The organism is Xanthomonas cassavae CFBP 4642 (genome assembly GCF_000454545.1).
GTDB lineage: Bacteria > Pseudomonadota > Gammaproteobacteria > Xanthomonadales > Xanthomonadaceae > Xanthomonas > Xanthomonas cassavae.
Genome location: NZ_CM002139.1, coordinates 1,112,945 through 1,129,067 on the forward strand (window position 1 = coordinate 1,112,945; position 16,123 = coordinate 1,129,067).

Genomic DNA, 16,123 nt, shown 5'->3' on the forward strand with positions numbered 1-16,123 from the left:
GTGGTCTCCACGCCACCCGCGCAGGGCGGATGGCGCTTCATAGGGTCAGAAGCTGAAGGTGGCGTTCAACACTGCCGAGCGGCCTTCGCCCGGCAGAGCCCAGCCGCTGCCGGCGGTGACCGTGCCGGCTGCATTGACGGTGAGGTTGTTGCGCACGCTGGTGTAGTACTCCTCGTCGAACAGGTTGTTGACGTTCAACTGCAGGCTGAGCCAGTCGTTGACGCGCAGGCCGACCATGGCACGGTGTACCCAGTAATCATCGGTCTTGACGTAGGCGGCGGTCGAGGCATTGTTCGGATAGAACCCACCCTGGTAGGTGACGCCGTAGCCGAAGGTCCACTGATTGAGCGTGTAGGTGGTCCAGATGTTGCCGGCATTGCGCGGGGTCTGCACCAGCTCGCGTCCGGCGACCGGGTCGCCGGTGAGGCTTTCGGTGCGATTGGAGACGCTCTGCAGCACCTCGCTGTCCAGGAAGGTGTAGTTGGCGAAGATCGACCAGCGGTCGGTCAGGTAGCCGGCCGCGCCAAGTGCGATACCGTCCACGCGCGCCTTGCCGTCCAGGACCTGCTCGGGAATCAGCGGGTCGCCACTGTTGACCTTGTAGTTTTCGCGCTCGTTGCGGAACACCGCTGCGGTCAGCGCCAGGCGCTCATCCAGCACGTCCCACTTGCCGCCCAGCTCGATATTGACCGCCGTTTCCGGCGCGACATTGCAGTTGGCACCGGCGGTGGCAGTGGCGATCGGCGTGCACGAGCCGTTGACCGAGGCCTTGGAGGGCGTCTTGCTGTTGGCGTAGGACAGATACAGGCTGGCGGTGTCGACCGGCTTGAACACCAGGCCGGCGCGGTAGGAGAACAGATCTTCCTTGCTGCCGGCCGGGAAGCCGGCGGCAACCCCGGTGACATTGCCCGCGGCATTGACGGTGTAGGTGGTGCTGTCGCCTTCATTGTGCTCGTAGCGGCCGCCGACATTGAGCATCCACTGCGCGTTGAACTGCAGGGTGTCGAACAGGTACACCGCCTGGTTGGTCAGGCTGCCCTTGCTGTGGCCGGTGCGCACATAGTTCTGCGGGCCGGCCCAGATGTTGTACGGATTGTCGAAGGACTGCAGCGGGTAGGTGATGCCGGTGGTGGACCCATCGGCATTACGGAACAGCGTGCCACTGTCCAGTTCGAAGTCTTCCTTGCTGAAGGCAACGCCGGCGACCACGCGGTGCTCGATGGCGCCGGTGTGCAGGGTCGCGGTCAGGTCGGTCTGGCTATGCGCGATGAAGTTCTCGGTGTCGCGCACCAACCCGCGCGGGCCGCTGTTCGGGTTCCAGGTGGCCGGCGGCTGGCCGACGCAGGCACGCCCGGTGTACGGGTCGGTGCCGTCGGGCAGGCACCAGGTGCCCTGCGGCGCGGTGGCATTGAGGAACTGATCCACCCGCTGCAGGCGCGCCAGGCTGCGCAGCTTGAAGGTGTCGCTGAAATCCATGTCCAGCACGCCGGTCAGCATGTCCACGTCGATCTCCTGACGCGAGGTATTGCGGTAACCGAAGAAGGTTTCCGGGTCCACGCCCGGCAGCGGGCCGTCGTTGAACGGACTGAGCGCGAACGGCACGCCGTACTGCGGCAGGTTGTTGTCGTGCTGGTGCAGGTAGCTCAGCGTGAAGCGCGTGTCCGAGCCCAGGCCGAACGTCACCGACGGCGCGAAGCCCCAGCGATGGCGGAATTCCTCATCGCGGCCCGGCACGTCCTGGGTGTGGCCCATCGCGTTCAGACGCACTGCGGTGCCATTGTCGAAGTCGTAATTGCTGTCGACGGTGAGGCGGCCATAACGGTCGCTGCCGCCGCCGATCAGCACGTTGGTGAAATCGCCCTGGCCGGCGGTCTTGGTGACCAGATTGATGTTGCCGCCCACCGAACCGGCGCCGGACATGGCCGAGTTGGCGCCGTTGATCAGTTCCACCGATTCCAGGTTGAAGGTGTCGCTGCGGCTGTATTGCGCGCTGTCGCGTACGCCGTCGGTGGTGATGTCGCTGCTGGCGGTGAAGCCGCGCAGGTTGATGCTGTCGCCATAACCGCCGCCGCCTTCGCCGGCACCGAAGGTGATGCCGGGCAGGGTGCTGAGCACGTCGCGCAGGGACAACAGGTTCTGCTGGTCCATGGTCTGCTTGGTGACAACCGTGATGGTCTGCGGAGTGTCGCGCAGCGCCTCGGTGTACTTGGGCGAGGACGGCTTCTGCGCGCGTTCCTGCTGCACCCGGATCGCATCCAGATCCACCGCACCCGGAGGCGCGGGCGCCTCGCCGGGCTGGGCGATTGCAGGAGCGGACAGCGTCAACAGCACGGCCGACGCGAGCGGGGAAATCCTGGGAGTCATGGCAGGTCTCGAAGAAGGAAACGATGCTCCGGCCTGGCGGCGGCTCGGCGGATGCGGGATGGGAAAGGGATGACGCGCCGGCTAGCCCGACGCAGTGCGCCGCAGCGATCTAGCAGGCACACCAGGGCGCGGCGCCATTGGGCGCAGGCAGGTTGAGGGGGCGGAGCAGAGGCTGGGCAGGGCTAGGCGCATGGGATCGCAGAAGGCCAGTTGTTAAGAAGGCCTGAAGGGGTGCAATCTTAAATGCAAATCATTCTTCTTTGCAATCCTGCTGACCGGCGGTAAGGAAGCCCTGGTCGGCCTGCTGCGCTGCGTGCCTATGCGACGTCGCGGTCAGCGATCGTCGCGGGTCCAGATGCCGTCGTGTTCGCGCTTGACCGGGAACCTGGGTACGGCGGTGTAGGCGGGTGCGCACAATGGACGCCCGTCGCGGATATCGAACCGGGCGCTATGCAGCTGGCATTCGATGGTGCCTGCCACCGGGTCGAAGCTGCCGGGCGACAGCTCGTAGTCTTCGTGGCTGCAGCGGTCTTCCAGCGCATACAGCGCGCCGTCGAGGTTGAACACCACGATCGGGGTGTCGGTCACTTCGTCCCAGACGGTCTGCACTTCGCCGGGCAGCAACGCCTCACTGGCGCAGACGAAGGTCCAGGTCTCGCTCACGGCGTGGCGTGCTCGAAGTGCTTTTCCAGGACTTCGAAGCGCAGATCCTGGCGCAGGGGGACGCCGAAGCGTTCGTCGCCATACGGAAAGGGCTTGAAGGCACCGGTACGGTGGTAGCCGCGGCGTTCGTAGAAGGCGATCAGCTCGTGCCGGACGTCGATCACGGTCATACGGATCAACGGCAGTCTCCACTCGGTGGACACCATGCGCTCGCCTTCGGCCAGCAGGGTCTTGCCCAGCCCGCTGCCCTGCAGCGACGGATCGACCGCGAACATGCCGAAATACCCGGTGCCGTCGTCGTCGGCGATATGCGCGCAGGCCAGCAGGCGGCCATCCTGTTCGACCAGCAGTACCAGGCTGCGCTCGCGCAGGATGTCCTGACGCAGCACGGCCGGATCGATGCGGGCCCCATCGAGGATATCGGCCTCGGTGGTCCAGCCCGCACGGCTGCTGTCGCCGCGATAGGCGGAAGTCACCAACTGGACAAGGGCGTCGATGTCATCGACGGTGGCGGTGCGGAAGGTGGTGGTCTGCATGTAGCGCAGTTTAGCGAGAATCGGGGAATCGGGAATCGGGAATCGGGAGTCGCTGGTGCTTGGTCGGCTGCATCAGATATGCATGCCGGTTAGCTCGGTGTGCGCAGGATCCGCTGAGCAAGCCCCTCTCCCGTCGGGGCGAGAGGGCACGGCTTACGCGCCACTGGCGCGTGTGCCTTGGAGCGCCCGCGCCGCAAGCGCGGGCCGGGGCGCGGAGCGGGGATTGGGGTGGGGTACGCGGCAAAACAGTCCTAGCGTCACTTCTGGAGGCGCGTGGCGACGCGTTTATCATTGCTTGCACTGACAGACGCTTGAGGCGCACCCTCATCCGCCCCTGCGGGGCGCCTTCTCCCCCATGAAGGAGGACAATGTCCCGGCGGGAGAAGGAACTGCAGCGGCGCAGCGAACTGAAGGGTCTGCTACTTACCCCAGCAGCGTCCGCACCTTCTTCAGCGCAGCAACAAATCGCTCGATCTCGTCGTGGGTGTTGTAGAACGCCAGCGACGCGCGGCAGGTGGCGGCCACGTTGTAGTACTGCAGCAGCGGGTGCGCACAATGCTGGCCGGAGCGGATGGCCACGCCTTCCAGGTCGAGCAGGGTGGCCAGGTCGTGCGCATGGGCGCCTTTGACCAGGAACGACACCACCGCTGCCTTGTCGGGCGTGGTGCCGAAGATGCGCAGGCCGTCGATGCGCTGCAGCTCTTCGGTGAAGTGCGCCAGCAGTTCCGCCTCGCGCGCTTCCACATGCGCAAGACCGAGGGTATCCAGATAGTCCACAGCCGCACCCAGGCCGACGAAGCCGGCGATATTGGGCGTGCCGGCTTCGAACTTGTGCGGGGCATCGTTGAACACGGTGCCCTCGAAGCTGACTTCCTTGATCATCTCGCCGCCGCCCAGAAACGGCGGCATCGCCTGCAGGTGCTCGCGGCGCGCCCATAGCGCACCGGTACCGGTGGGGCCGCACATCTTGTGGCCGGTGATGGCGTAGAAATCGCAGCCGATCGCGGCCACGTCGATACGCCGGTGCGGCGCCGCCTGCGAGCCGTCCACCACGGTGACGATGCCGCGCTTGCGCGCGTCGCGGCAGATCTCGCGCACCGGGTTCACCGTGCCCAATACATTGGACACATGCGTGACCGCGAGCAGCTTGACCTCGGGCGTCATCGCCTTGCGCAGTGCGTCCAGATCCAGCGCGCCGTCGGGCGTGATCTCGGCCACGCGGATGCTGGCACCGGTGCGCTGGGCCATCAGCTGCCACGGCACGATGTTGGCGTGGTGCTCCATGCGCGAGATCAGGATCACATCACCCGGAGCCAGCCGCGGCAGCGCCCACGAGTAAGCCACCAGGTTGATCGCGAACGTGGTGCCGCTGCACAGCACCAGCTCGTCGGCGCGCACGTTGAGAAAGCGCGCCAGCTTGCCGCGCGCGCCTTCGAACGCATCGGTTGCCTCGGTTCCCAGCGCATGCACTGCGCGGCTGACATTGGCGTTCTGCCGGCGATAGAACTCGTCGGTGGCCGCAATCACCTGGAGCGGCTTTTGCCCGGTGTTGGCATTGTCGAAATAGATCAGCGGCTTGCCGTGCACCTGCCGCATCAGCAGCGGGAAATCGGAACGCACGCGATCCCAATCGGGCGCCGCGTGCTGCGGAACGGCCGGCACGTTCATGCCACGCCCGCCGAATTCAGGGCGCGGTCCAGCTGCAGCGCCAGCACCGCGGTCAGCGCGTCCGGCAGTAGCCGTAACGGCTCGTGGCAGAACGCCGCGCTCAGCAACCGCTGCGCCTGCGCCTGCGGCAGGCCGCGCGAACGCAGATAGAACAAGGCGTTGTCGTCGAGCTGGCCGACGGTGGCGCCATGTGCGGCCTGGACTTCTTCGGCGTCGATCACCAGCACCGGCTGGGTGTCGATTTCGGCGTTGGACGAGAGCAGCAGGTTCTTGTTGGACAGCCGCGCATCGGTACCGTCGGCCCCGGGGCGGATGCGGATGCCGCCATGGAAGACCACGCGGCTGCGATCGGCACCCACGCCGCGCCATACCAGCTCACAGGCGGTATCGCGGGCGATGTGTTCGATGCCCAGGCGCGTGTCGACATGGCGGCGGCCATTGCCCAGCAGCACGCCATTGGCGGTGAGCCGGGCGTTGCTGCCTTCCAGGCGCACGTTGAGTTCGTGCCGCGACAGGCCGGCGCCCAGTTCCAGATCCACGCGGTGGTAGCGTGCATCGCGCGCGAGCACGGCATCGGTGCGCAGCAATGAGGTCGCCTGCGCGCTGTCGGCCTGCACGCGTGCATGCGACAACACCGCATTTTGCGCCAGGTGCACGTGCATCAAGCTGTTGGCCAGGTGCGCCGCATCACCAACATGCAGGTGATGTTCGACCACGTTCAACGACGCGCCGGCACGCAATTCGATCAGATGCCGGTGATGCCAGGCCAGGTCGTGTTCGCCGGCCACGCTGACGAACACCAGCTGCAACGGCAGCGCGACCTGCGCAGCGTCCTGCACCTGTACCAGCACGCCTTCGTCGGCCAGTGCGGCATTGAGGCGGGCAAAGATCTCGTCGCTGCCGTCGAAGCGCCGGCCGAGCAGTTGTTGCGCCTGGCCGCTTTCGGCCAGGGACGCGGACAAGGTGCCCAGCTGCACGCCATCGGGCAAGGTCGACAGATCGCTCAGTGCCTGCGACGGCCGCCCGTTGACGAATACCAGGCGCGGCGACGGAATCTCGTCCAGCGCGGCGGCATCGATCAGCGTCGGCACCAGCGGCGCAGGCTGGAAGCTGCGCCGTTCCAGCTGTCGCAGCGAGGTGTACTTCCATGCTTCGGTACGCGGGCCGGGCAGGCCGCTGTGCAGGGCGGCATCGAGTTCGGCGCGGCGGCTGTCATCGCCGCAGAAACTGCGCGCCAGGGAATCAAGCAGCGCGCTCATCAGGCGGCAACCCCGGGCACCACGCGGTCCTTCAGGAAGTGGTAACCGTGCTTTTCCAGCTCCAGCGCCAGCTCCGGGCCGCCGCTCTGCACGATGCGGCCTTCGGCCAGCACATGCACCACGTCCGGCTTGATGTAATCGAGCAGGCGCTGGTAGTGGGTGATGACCAGGAACGAGCGCTCCGGCGAACGCAAGGCATTGACGCCGTCGGCCACGCTCTTGAGCGCATCGATGTCCAGGCCGGAATCGGTCTCGTCCAGGATGGCGAGCTTGGGCTCGAGCACCGCCAGCTGGAAGATCTCGTTGCGCTTCTTCTCGCCACCCGAGAAGCCTTCGTTGACGCCGCGGTGCAACAGCTCGTCCTTCAGATGCAGCACGGCCAGCTTTTGCCGCACCAGCTTGAGGAACTGCATCGAATCCAGCTCGCCTTCGCCGCGTGCCTTGCGCTGCGCATTGAGCGCGGCGCGCAGGAAATAGGTGTTGTTGACGCCGGGGATTTCCACCGGGTACTGGAAGGCCAGGAACAAACCGGCGGCGGCGCGTTCTTCCGGTGGCAGGTCGAGCAGATCCTTGCCGTCGAACCGCACGCTGCCTTCGCCGACCTCATAGCCATCGCGCCCGGCCAGCACATTGCCCAGCGTGGACTTGCCGGCGCCGTTGGGCCCCATGATGGCGTGCACCTGGCCGGGCTGGATATCCAGCGACAGGCCCTTGAGGATGTCTTTGCCGGCGATGCCGGCGTGGAGGTTGTTGATCGTAAGCATGGGAATAGGGAATCGAGAATAGGGAATGGGTAATGCGAGACGTTGGCGCGGCAAGGAGCAGGAAAGAGAACCGATACCGATTCTCCATTCCCCACTCCCGATTCCGTTGGCGTCAGCCGACGCTGCCTTCCAGCGAGACTTCCAGCAGCTTCTTGGCTTCCACGGCGAACTCCATCGGCAGTTCGCGGAAGACCTGCTTGCAGAAGCCGTCGACGATCAGCGACACCGCATCTTCCTGGCTGATGCCACGCGTGCGGCAGTAGAACAGCTGGTCGTCGCTGATCTTGGAGGTGGTGGCTTCGTGCTCGACGGTGGCGCCCGGGTTCTTCACCTCGATATAGGGAAAGGTATGCGCACCGCACTGCTTGCCGATCAACAGCGAATCGCACTGAGTGTAATTGCGCGCGCCGTCCGCACTGCGATCTACATTGACCAGGCCGCGATAGGTGTTCTGGCCACGCCCGGCACTGATGCCCTTGCTGACGATCTTGCTCTTGGTGCGCTTGCCGATATGGATCATCTTGGTGCCGGTATCGGCCTGCTGACGATGATGGGTCAGTGCCACCGAATGGAATTCGCCCACCGAATCGTCGCCGATCAGCACGCACGACGGGTACTTCCAGGTGATCGCCGAGCCGGTTTCGACCTGGGTCCAGGTCACCTTGCTGCGCGCGCCACGGCATTCGGCACGCTTGGTGACGAAGTTGTAGATGCCGCCGCGGCCTTCTTCGTCGCCGGGGTACCAGTTCTGCACGGTCGAATACTTGATTTCGGCATCTTCCAGCGTCACCAGCTCCACCACCGCGGCATGCAGCTGGTTCTCATCGCGCATCGGTGCGGTGCAGCCTTCCAGATACGAGACGTACGCCTTGTCCTCGCACACGATCAAGGTGCGCTCGAACTGGCCGGTATGGCCGGCATTGATGCGGAAATAGGTGCTCAATTCCATCGGGCAACGCACGCCCTTGGGAATGAACACAAAACTGCCGTCGGAGAACACCGCCGAGTTGAGCGCGGCGAAGTAGTTGTCGCCGACCGGCACCACGCTGCCCAGGTACTGCCTGACGATCTCCGGGTGCTCCTTGATGGCCTCGGACATCGAGCAGAAGATCACGCCCTTTTCGGCCAGTTCCTTGCGGAACGTGGTGCCGACCGACACCGAATCGAACACCGCATCCACCGCCACGCCGGCCAGCTTGGCACGCTCGTGCAGGGGCACCCCGAGCTTGTCGTAGGTGTCGAGCAGTTCCTTGGGCACTTCGTCCAGCGAGGCGTACTTCGGACCCTTGGGCGCGGAGTAATAGCTCAGCGCCTGGAAATCGATCGGCGCGATCTGCAGTTTCGCCCACTCCGGCATCGGCATTTTCAGCCAATGGCGGTAGGCCTCCAGACGCCAGTCGGTCATCCACTGCGGCTCGTCTTTCTTGGCCGACAGCGCACGGATGACGTCTTCGTCCAGGCCGGGCGGGAGCGAATCGGATTCGATCTCGGTGACGAAGCCGGCGTCGTAACGCCGGCCCAATCGTTCGATAATTTCGGCGTTCTGCGGAGGAGCAAGTTCGGTGGCCATCGGGCTGCCTACAGGTCAGGTGGTCGCGACGCGCGCGGCGATGGAACGCCGGCGGCTGTCGCCAGGGAGGGAGAGGGGCTGCAGCATCTGCGCCAGCGTCACGCGGCGCAGGGCATCGCCCACCACGTCGTTGATCAGGCGCCAGTTGGAACGCACCCCGCAGGTCTGCGCGATGCCGCACTGGCTGTGGTCCTGGCTGCATTCGGTGATCGCCAGCGGGCCTTCCATTGCCTCGACGATTTCCACCAGGGTGATCTCGCTGGCCGCGCGCGCGAGCCGGTAGCCGCCATGCACGCCACGCAGGCCTTCGACCAGGCCGGCCTGCGACAGCGGTTTGAGGATCTTGCTCACGGTCGGCGCTTCCAAGCCGGCTTGCTCGGCCAGCTCGCTGGCACTGAGCACCTGCTCGCTGCGCGCAGCCAGCACGGTCAGCACGACAGTGGCGTAATCGGTGAGTTTGGTGACGCGCAACATGAGCGGGCGGGGAAATCCGAAAGCGGACCGAAATTGTACGCTTTTGGGCGCGGCAGGGCCAATCGCCCGGTTCAGCCGCCGGCAAGCGCATCCATTGCCGGCGTTGGCGCGCTTGTGCTTGGCGCCCGGGCGCGCTGCAGTCACAATGAGCGGCCCCATCACCGGATCCTTACATGTCGCGCAAAGTTGCCGCCCGCAAGTCACGTATCCACGGCAACGGCATGTTCGCCCTCGCCCCGCTCCGCAAGGGCGAGCGGATCATCCAGTACAAGGGCCGCCTGCGTACGCATGCCGAAGTGGATGCCGATGACACCGGCGATGTGGAGAGTGGGCACACCTTTTTGTTTACGCTCAGCGACGATTATGTTCTGGATGCCAACTACGACGGCAATGTCGCGCGTTGGATCAACCACAGCTGCAATCCCAATTGCGAAGCGGTGATCGAAGAGGCCAAGGGCGACGACCGCAGCAAGGACAAGATCTTCATCGAGGCCAAGCGCGCCATCAAACCCGGTGAAGAGCTGACCTACAACTACGGCATTACCCTGAGCGAACGGCATACGCCTCGGCTGAAGAAGATCTGGGAATGCCGTTGCGGCTCCAAGAACTGCACCGGCACGATGCTGCAGCCCAAGCGCTGAGCATCCGCAAGCGTGTCGCGCGCTGACGCGACGCATACATCGGTTCACGGGTGCGCAACGCCACGCTGCCTACGGTGCGGGCTTCTTTCAGTAAGGAGCCCCCATGTCGTATTCGCTCTCTGGCAAGACCATCGCGGTGCTGGCCACCGATGGCTTCGAACAGTCCGAACTGCTGGAACCCAAGCGCCTGCTGGAATCCTGGGGCGCCAAGGTCGAGGTGATCGCGCCGGGCGATGCGGACAAGATCCGCGCCTGGAATCACACCGATTGGGGCCAGACGGTGGCGGTGGACCGTTCGCTGGACAAGACGATGGCGCAAGACTACGACGCGCTGGTGCTGCCCGGCGGTGTGCTCAATCCCGATACCCTGCGCACCGACGCGCAGGCGATCAGCTTGATTCAGGCATTTGCCACAGCGAACAAGCCGGTTGCCGCGATCTGCCATGGGCCATGGCTGTTGCTTGAAAGCGACCTGGTTCGCGACCGCAATGTCACGTCGTGGCCCTCGGTCAGGACCGATCTGAGCAATGCCGGGGCGCGCTGGAAGGACGCAGAAGTGGTAGTGGACGGTCAGTTGATCACCAGCCGCAAGCCTGATGACATTCCTCCCTTCAGTGCTGCGGTTGCCCAGGCACTGACTGCGTAAAGCCGAAGTCGCAGAGGCGCTGACGGCGTAGGCATGCATCAGATGAGGGAAGGCCCGGCGCTATCGCGTCGGGTCTTCGTGTAGGCGCCGATTGCGTCGCACCTGCCGGTCTTGCCTGTGCACGCATGATGCGAGCGGCCTATTTTCCCGATAGCGCTGCCGCCGGCACCAGTTGCTCGATGTTCTGGTTGAAGTTGACGGCCACGCGCCCGTTCTGGATTCCCACCGATTCCACCTGCACCGCGCCCATAGCGGCGGCGATCGCCGGGTCGATCCGGTAGATCGGTTCCTTGCGCGCATAGTCGGCCAGCCAGGTATTGAGCAGTTGACGGGTGCTGTGGTCGAGCTTCGCACCGGCGTTGGCCGGGCGGAAATCGTCGATGCTGGGTTGGTCCAGATACAAACCTTGCTTGGCAGCGTCGTAACGCAGCGCACTGGTCAAGGTGACATTGCCCACCGGCGCCGGCGCGGCGCCTGCGGTGGCAACCGCCAGGTCGAAGGCCATCTTCATCCGGTCGCCCGGCGGCAGCGACAGCGCCGGGTTGCTGACGGTCATTTCGATCAGTCCGCCGAGCGCGTCATGCGTTTGCGGGAAGCGGCCACCCAGATACTGCTGCAGATCGCTGGCCTGCATGCTGATCTGATGTCCCTGGATCCGCGGCGCCGCCCACGCGCCGCTGACAGGCAGCGCCAAGGCAAGGGCGAGCGCGGATCCGGCAAGCGAACGCAGTTTCATCGAGTGACTCCGGCAACAGGTGAGACAACCTTAGCCCGCGTCGGTGAACCACGGGTTAGCGCAGTACCGGGTGCAACGTGGCCGAGTAGATTTCCAGGGTGTTGCTCCCCGCGCGCGGTTGCAGGCGATAAGCGCCAACCAGCTGCTGCGTACCGGACGCGCTGCGCACGACGATGCGCACCGGCACTTCGATCCGTCGCTGCGGGTTGTCCGGGTCCAGCAGCACCGGTGGGTCGTTGTCGATCCGCATCGACTGGATGTCGGTCATCGCACGCAGTGCGGCGTCGTCCGGCACCGGTGGCGGACGCCCGCCTGTCCACAGTGCATCGGCATCGGAACGGGCAGCACCGGGCAGCGCGCCCAGGTAGCGTTGCACAGTGGCGCTTGCTTCGGCCAGGTCGGTGCGCGCCTGCGCAGCGACGAGCGCGTCGGCCGCAGGTGGCGCCGGTACACTGCGATCGGCCGCATCGGTCGATGGTGGTGGCGTGGCCGCCGTGGACGCGGGTGTTGCCGCATCGACCTGGTGATCTGCGCTGCGCTGACAACTGCAGCCGGCAAGTGCGGCTAGCGATATGGCAATAGCGATCCAGCGCATGGCGCCTCTCCGTCCCCGAAGCGCGCAGTGTAACGGTGCCATGCAGCCAGCTGTGCGCTTATGGCCCGGGGTGCACGCGTTGCAGGCGCTCCAGCAGCAACTGGAGCCTGGGCCGCAACGCGTCCAGCGCGTCGCTGGGCTGCGCGCGCGGGCGCGCGGCCAGATCTTCCAGCAGTTGCGAGCCCACCGTCAGTGCAGCGCACTCATCGCTGCTGAGGTCGCGGCGCAGGTGCAATTCCTCGAGCAGGCGCATCCAGTCGGCGCGCGAGCGCTGTTCGAACTCGATGGTACAGCGGTCGTCGCAGGGGCGGCCGTCGTTTTCGATGGGCGTGACCGTGATGCGATAGCGTTTTCGGGACATGGTGGTCGCGCCGCTTCGGGAGATGACCACCATAGGCGCAGCCCGCGACGCGCTCGATAGGGCCGGCCATGACGCAGTGTTCCAGCGTGCTCAGTCGGCCGGCGAAGGCGCAGTGGTACGTAGCAGCGGCAGCGGATCATACGCACCGTTGCGCCCATACACACCATAGTGCAGATGCGGCGGCGTGCCGCGCGCATTGCCGGTGGTGCCGACCATTCCCAGCGGCGTGCCGGGCTCGACCACATCGCCTACCGCCAGGCCAGCCGCCCAGTCGTCCAGGTGCGCGTAATAATGCCGTTCCATCGCCGGACCGAGCACCCAGACCTGCTTGCCGCCCAGGCCGCGATCGCGGATCGCGCTGACCACGCCACGCGTCGCCGCCACCACCGGTGTGCCGCGCGGCGCGAAGATGTCGACCCCGGCGTGGGTGCGGTCGCGTCCCCGTGGCGCGCCGAAGGTGTCGGCGATCTGCCGGGCACGCACGTTGTGCACCGGAATCCGCAGCGCCTGCGGTGCCGGCATCTGCGATAGTTCCCAGGTGGTGCGGAGTCGGTCGGCCACCGGCAGCTGCCAGGCCCAGCGCGCACCGACCGTCAGGACGCACAGCGCCGCGATCCAGAGCAGACGGCGGCGAAGCCGGCGTGCGGGGCTTGATGTCGGAGGGGCAGGGGCCACGGACGATGGTGTTTGTGGGGACGCCGGTCAGGGTAGGCGAGCGGTGATGAGTGGCATGTGGTGCGGCGCTGCCATGACGTTTAGAGCAGCTCACAACACTACTGCGCTCACCGCCAGGCAGGCGCGGCCGGTGCTCGGTGCGGCATGTGCCACGCGTACACTCCGGTTCCTCCATGCCGTCCGCACCCACCTGACGACCGCTCGCTACGGGTTGGTAGCCGCTCTTGGAACTGCGCAAAAAAAAGACGGCCCGAAGGCCGTCTCGATGACACCGGATGCGCGCTCGATCAGAGCGCGGCGTCCTTCAGCTTCTTCAGGGGGCGAACCTTGACCTTGCGGGTTGCGGCCTTGGCAGCGAAGATCTGCTCTTCCTTGGTGAAGGGGTTGATGCCCTTGCGCTTCGGCTTGGCCGGCACGTTGACCGAGGTGATCTTCAGCATGCCGGGCAGGGTGAAGCTGCCGACGCCTTTCTTATTCAACGAGGAATGCGCAGCGGCTTCCAGCGACGTCAGCACGGCGCGGACGTCCTTCGGAGCCAGCTGGGTGGATTCGGCGATGTGCGCGACCAGGCCGGTCTTGCTCAGGGCTTCCTTGATCGGCTTCGGCGCGGCCGACGTAGCGGCCTTGGCCGGCTTTGCGGTCTTGGTGGCGGCGACCTTTTTCACTGCCTTCTTGGGGGCAGCCTTCTTAGCGGCGGTTTTTGCCATGAGTTATGCGTTCCGTATTCGTTGGTGGTGTTGGGTCTGCCGACCCGGTCGGCAACGCGAAATGTAGGGCAACTGCTGCGCGTCGCCAATAGGTAAACGATGAAACAGCCGAAAAAAAGCGTCTTTCGACCGGGATTCGTTCACCAGCGGCGCAGAACGCGTGCAAAACAGCGTGCCCAACACGCGCGGTGCGCAGGTCTGCGTCGCATCTGACGCAAAGCAGCAGGCGGGTTGCGCGAGCATGCACGCGTGAGCGCGGATGCTCGCAGGCGTAGGACACGATGTCGGTGCACGCGCCTTAATGGGCGATGGCAATGCCGCGCCAGGACGTTGCCGACGCGGCATTGATTGGCATCGATTGCATTGTCCGCATGCGAGGTCTGTAGGGGGGGCACTGCAGTTCGGTGGCGGCATCGCGCCATTGCCTGCGAGCCCGCATCGCGCCCAGGCTCTGCTTCCCAGGAGCGCGGCCGACCGATGCTTGCTCTGGGGGCAGCGCGTTGCTGCGCGTTTGCATCGATCGCACGCCTTGCAACCGCAGGTCGTACAGCCAGCACAGCTCGCCTAATCGTTGGCAGCTGACAGGCTGCGGCCGCGTTCGGTGGCGGCGGCAATGGCCTGTGCGGTCAGCGCTTCGAAACCACCGGCTTGAAATGTCTCGATAGCCGCCTGCGTGGTGCCGTTGGGCGAGGTCACCCGACGGCGCAGCACCTCGGGTGCCTCGCCCGATTCGGTGAGCATGCGCGATGCACCCAGCAGAGTCTGCAGAACCAGCGTGCGGGCGGTGTCGGCCGGCAGTCCCTGCGCCTGTGCCGCCGCGTCCATCGCTTCGGCCAACAGGAACACGTAGGCCGGCCCGCTGCCGGAAACGGCCGTCACCGCGTCCATCTGTGTCTCCTCGTCGATCCACACGGTGACGCCGGCACTCTGCAGCAACTGGGTCGCCTGCGCGCGCTGGGTCTGGGAGACGCGTGCAGTGGCGTACAGGCCGGTGACGCCGGCACCGAGCAGGGCAGGGGTATTGGGCATTGCGCGGACCACGGCCACCTCGCCGCCGCACCAGCGCTGCAACTGCGTTGCGGTGATACCAGCCGCAATCGAGACCAGCAGCGGCTGCCGGGCTTGGGCGAGATCGGCCAGCTGTGCGCAAACCGACGGCATCACCTGCGGCTTGACCGCCAGCACCCACGTCTGCGCGCCATCGGCGGCCTCGTATGCGTTGTCCAGCGTCTCCACGCCAAAATCGCGCGACAGCGCCGCGCGCAGGTCGGCAACTGGCTCGGCGACACGGATGCGGGCAGCCGGCACACCCTGCCGTATCAGTCCGGCGATCAGGCTGCGCGCCATGTTGCCGCCGCCGATGAAGGCGATGGAGCCGGCGTTGACGGACGACGCAGACGCGGAAGGCAGGGTCATTGGAAGCTCCAGTAAGCAAGAATGGGTTGTGCGCGCGTGCGCGCAACGCGGATCAGGCAGGTGCGTCGGGTGCGGGCGCGCGCGCGCCGAATAGCGCCGTGCCCACCCGCACCATGGTGGCGCCGGCCGCGATCGCTTCGGCGAAATCCGAGCTCATGCCCATCGACAAGGTGTCCACCTGCGCGAAGCGCTGCTGCAGCTGTTCGAAGAGCGTCTGCATGCGGGTAAACGCTTCTGCGCGCCGCGCCGCTTCCGGAAGCGGCGCGGGGATGGCCATCAATCCACGCAGGCGCAATGTGGGCTGCAGTGCGATGGCGTCGGCCAGCGCGTCGATCGCCTCCGGCGTGCAGCCGTGTTTGCTGTGCTCATCGTCGATGTTGACCTGGATCAGCACATTCAATGGTGCGCGGTCGTCCGGGCGATGGCGCGCGAGCAGTGGAATCAGTTTGGGGCGGTCCACTGTCTGCACCCAGTCGAAGCACCGGCTGGCCAGCTCGGCCTTGTTGGATTGCAGGTGGCCGATCAGGTGCCATTCCAGTTTCAGTGCGCGGAGCGTGGCGACCTTGGTCCCGGCTTCCTGCACGTAGTTTTCGCCGAATGCGCGCTGTCCCTGCGCGGCCAGCGCGGCGATGGCCTCGGCAGGCTTGGTCTTGGAGACCGCCAGCAGGCGGACGTCGCCGCGGGCATGCTGGGCTGCCGCGGCCTGGATGGCATCGAGAATCTGCTGCAGCGACGAAACCGGCACGGGGACATCCAGCAAAGGCGGGGCGCTAGTGTGCCGCTGCCGGTGACGGGCTTCCAGCGCACAGCGTCCGGCCGCCTATATAAAGGAGGTGACTAGGTGCGCAGACGGGGCAGGTGGAAGGTTTGCGCACATGTACGGCTGTTGCCGGCTGCCTTCGGCGGCGCCAGGTCCGGATACGGGCAGGCACCATGCCGCCCATGCCCGGAAAACAACGCCTTCAGCCCTGCACCGGTCTGCCGGCCTGAACCGGCGTCCGGCCGCTTCCCGCGCGCTGCCAGAACGCTATACTGCCGGCCGGGGAGT

The 16,123-nt window shown here is 65.8% G+C and carries 17 protein-coding genes and 1 other RNA gene; 3 read left to right on the top strand and 15 right to left on the bottom strand.

The features are described 5' to 3' along the window. Positions 1–45 precede the first annotated feature (45 nt). From XCSCFBP4642_RS0104885 to XCSCFBP4642_RS0104920, 8 genes are all read right to left on the bottom strand, one after another. Positions 46–2,364, bottom strand: coding sequence for a TonB-dependent receptor (locus XCSCFBP4642_RS0104885; protein ID WP_029218805.1), 2,319 nt, complete (start codon positions 2,362–2,364; stop codon positions 46–48). 333 nt (positions 2,365–2,697) lie between these two features. Further along, the gene (locus XCSCFBP4642_RS0104890; RefSeq protein ID WP_029218806.1) at positions 2,698–3,027 is read right to left on the bottom strand and encodes a non-heme iron oxygenase ferredoxin subunit; all 330 of its coding nucleotides are present in this window, start codon (positions 3,025–3,027) and stop codon (positions 2,698–2,700) included. Beyond that, positions 3,024–3,563, bottom strand: a complete 540-nt coding sequence (locus tag XCSCFBP4642_RS0104895; RefSeq protein WP_029218807.1) for a GNAT family N-acetyltransferase — start codon at positions 3,561–3,563, stop codon at positions 3,024–3,026. The genes XCSCFBP4642_RS0104890 and XCSCFBP4642_RS0104895 overlap by 4 nt, the downstream gene beginning before the upstream one ends. A 423-nt stretch (positions 3,564–3,986) precedes the next feature. Continuing rightward, the gene (locus XCSCFBP4642_RS0104900) at positions 3,987–5,231 is read right to left on the bottom strand and encodes a cysteine desulfurase (RefSeq protein ID WP_029218808.1); all 1,245 of its coding nucleotides are present in this window, start codon (positions 5,229–5,231) and stop codon (positions 3,987–3,989) included. Then, positions 5,228–6,490: a Fe-S cluster assembly protein SufD gene (sufD, locus tag XCSCFBP4642_RS0104905; protein ID WP_029218809.1), complete on the bottom strand. Its 1,263-nt coding sequence runs from the start codon at positions 6,488–6,490 to the stop codon at positions 5,228–5,230. Before sufD ends, XCSCFBP4642_RS0104900 begins: the two co-directional genes overlap by 4 nt. Next, positions 6,490–7,254, bottom strand: a complete 765-nt coding sequence (gene sufC / locus XCSCFBP4642_RS0104910; RefSeq protein ID WP_029218810.1) for a Fe-S cluster assembly ATPase SufC — start codon at positions 7,252–7,254, stop codon at positions 6,490–6,492. The genes sufD and sufC overlap by 1 nt, the downstream gene beginning before the upstream one ends. Before the next feature lie 112 nt (positions 7,255–7,366). Further along, complete coding sequence (sufB, locus tag XCSCFBP4642_RS0104915; RefSeq protein ID WP_029218811.1) at positions 7,367–8,824, bottom strand: Fe-S cluster assembly protein SufB; 1,458 nt, start codon at positions 8,822–8,824, stop codon at positions 7,367–7,369. A 15-nt stretch (positions 8,825–8,839) separates the two neighbouring features. Next, positions 8,840–9,298 (bottom strand): SUF system Fe-S cluster assembly regulator, encoded by a 459-nt coding sequence (locus tag XCSCFBP4642_RS0104920; protein ID WP_029218812.1) that lies wholly within the window; start codon positions 9,296–9,298, stop codon positions 8,840–8,842. 173 nt (positions 9,299–9,471) lie between these two features. Between XCSCFBP4642_RS0104920 and XCSCFBP4642_RS0104925 the strand changes: the two genes are divergently transcribed. Together XCSCFBP4642_RS0104925 and XCSCFBP4642_RS0104930 are read left to right on the top strand one after the other, a co-directional pair. Next, on the top strand, positions 9,472–9,939 hold the full coding sequence (locus tag XCSCFBP4642_RS0104925) for an SET domain-containing protein (protein WP_029218813.1): 468 nt from the start codon (positions 9,472–9,474) through the stop codon (positions 9,937–9,939). 103 nt (positions 9,940–10,042) lie between these two features. Then, a complete protein-coding gene (locus XCSCFBP4642_RS0104930) occupies positions 10,043–10,585 on the top strand; it encodes a type 1 glutamine amidotransferase domain-containing protein (protein ID WP_029218814.1) in 543 nt (180 codons plus the stop codon). A 139-nt stretch (positions 10,586–10,724) separates the two neighbouring features. Here XCSCFBP4642_RS0104930 and XCSCFBP4642_RS0104935 read toward each other — a convergent pair whose 3' ends face one another. The 4 genes from XCSCFBP4642_RS0104935 to XCSCFBP4642_RS24135 form a co-directional block, all read right to left on the bottom strand. Then, positions 10,725–11,321 (bottom strand): DUF1439 domain-containing protein, encoded by a 597-nt coding sequence (locus XCSCFBP4642_RS0104935; protein ID WP_029218815.1) that lies wholly within the window; start codon positions 11,319–11,321, stop codon positions 10,725–10,727. Positions 11,322–11,376: 55 nt separating this feature from the next. Beyond that, positions 11,377–11,718, bottom strand: a complete 342-nt coding sequence (locus XCSCFBP4642_RS29615; protein ID WP_084624711.1) for a hypothetical protein — start codon at positions 11,716–11,718, stop codon at positions 11,377–11,379. Positions 11,719–11,974: 256 nt separating this feature from the next. Further along, positions 11,975–12,277: a DUF3861 family protein gene (locus tag XCSCFBP4642_RS0104945; RefSeq protein WP_425479546.1), complete on the bottom strand. Its 303-nt coding sequence runs from the start codon at positions 12,275–12,277 to the stop codon at positions 11,975–11,977. A gap of 90 nt (positions 12,278–12,367) precedes the next feature. Further along, positions 12,368–12,952 carry a M23 family metallopeptidase gene (locus XCSCFBP4642_RS24135; protein WP_033898005.1) on the bottom strand — a complete coding sequence of 195 codons (585 nt, stop codon included), beginning with the start codon at positions 12,950–12,952 and terminating at the stop codon, positions 12,368–12,370. A 144-nt stretch (positions 12,953–13,096) separates the two neighbouring features. On the opposite strand from XCSCFBP4642_RS24135, the gene XCSCFBP4642_RS26495 reads away from it, so the two are divergent. Next, a non-coding RNA gene (locus XCSCFBP4642_RS26495) (sX9 sRNA) lies at positions 13,097–13,172 on the top strand. A 67-nt stretch (positions 13,173–13,239) separates the two neighbouring features. Here XCSCFBP4642_RS26495 and XCSCFBP4642_RS0104955 read toward each other — a convergent pair. From XCSCFBP4642_RS0104955 to XCSCFBP4642_RS0104965, 3 genes are all read right to left on the bottom strand, one after another. Then, complete coding sequence (locus XCSCFBP4642_RS0104955) at positions 13,240–13,659, bottom strand: HU family DNA-binding protein (protein WP_029218818.1); 420 nt, start codon at positions 13,657–13,659, stop codon at positions 13,240–13,242. Positions 13,660–14,223: 564 nt separating this feature from the next. After that, the gene (proC, locus tag XCSCFBP4642_RS0104960; RefSeq protein WP_029218819.1) at positions 14,224–15,075 is read right to left on the bottom strand and encodes a pyrroline-5-carboxylate reductase; all 852 of its coding nucleotides are present in this window, start codon (positions 15,073–15,075) and stop codon (positions 14,224–14,226) included. Between the two features lie 52 nt (positions 15,076–15,127). Next, positions 15,128–15,820: a YggS family pyridoxal phosphate-dependent enzyme gene (locus tag XCSCFBP4642_RS0104965; protein WP_029218820.1), complete on the bottom strand. Its 693-nt coding sequence runs from the start codon at positions 15,818–15,820 to the stop codon at positions 15,128–15,130. Positions 15,821–16,123: the final 303 nt, after the last annotated feature.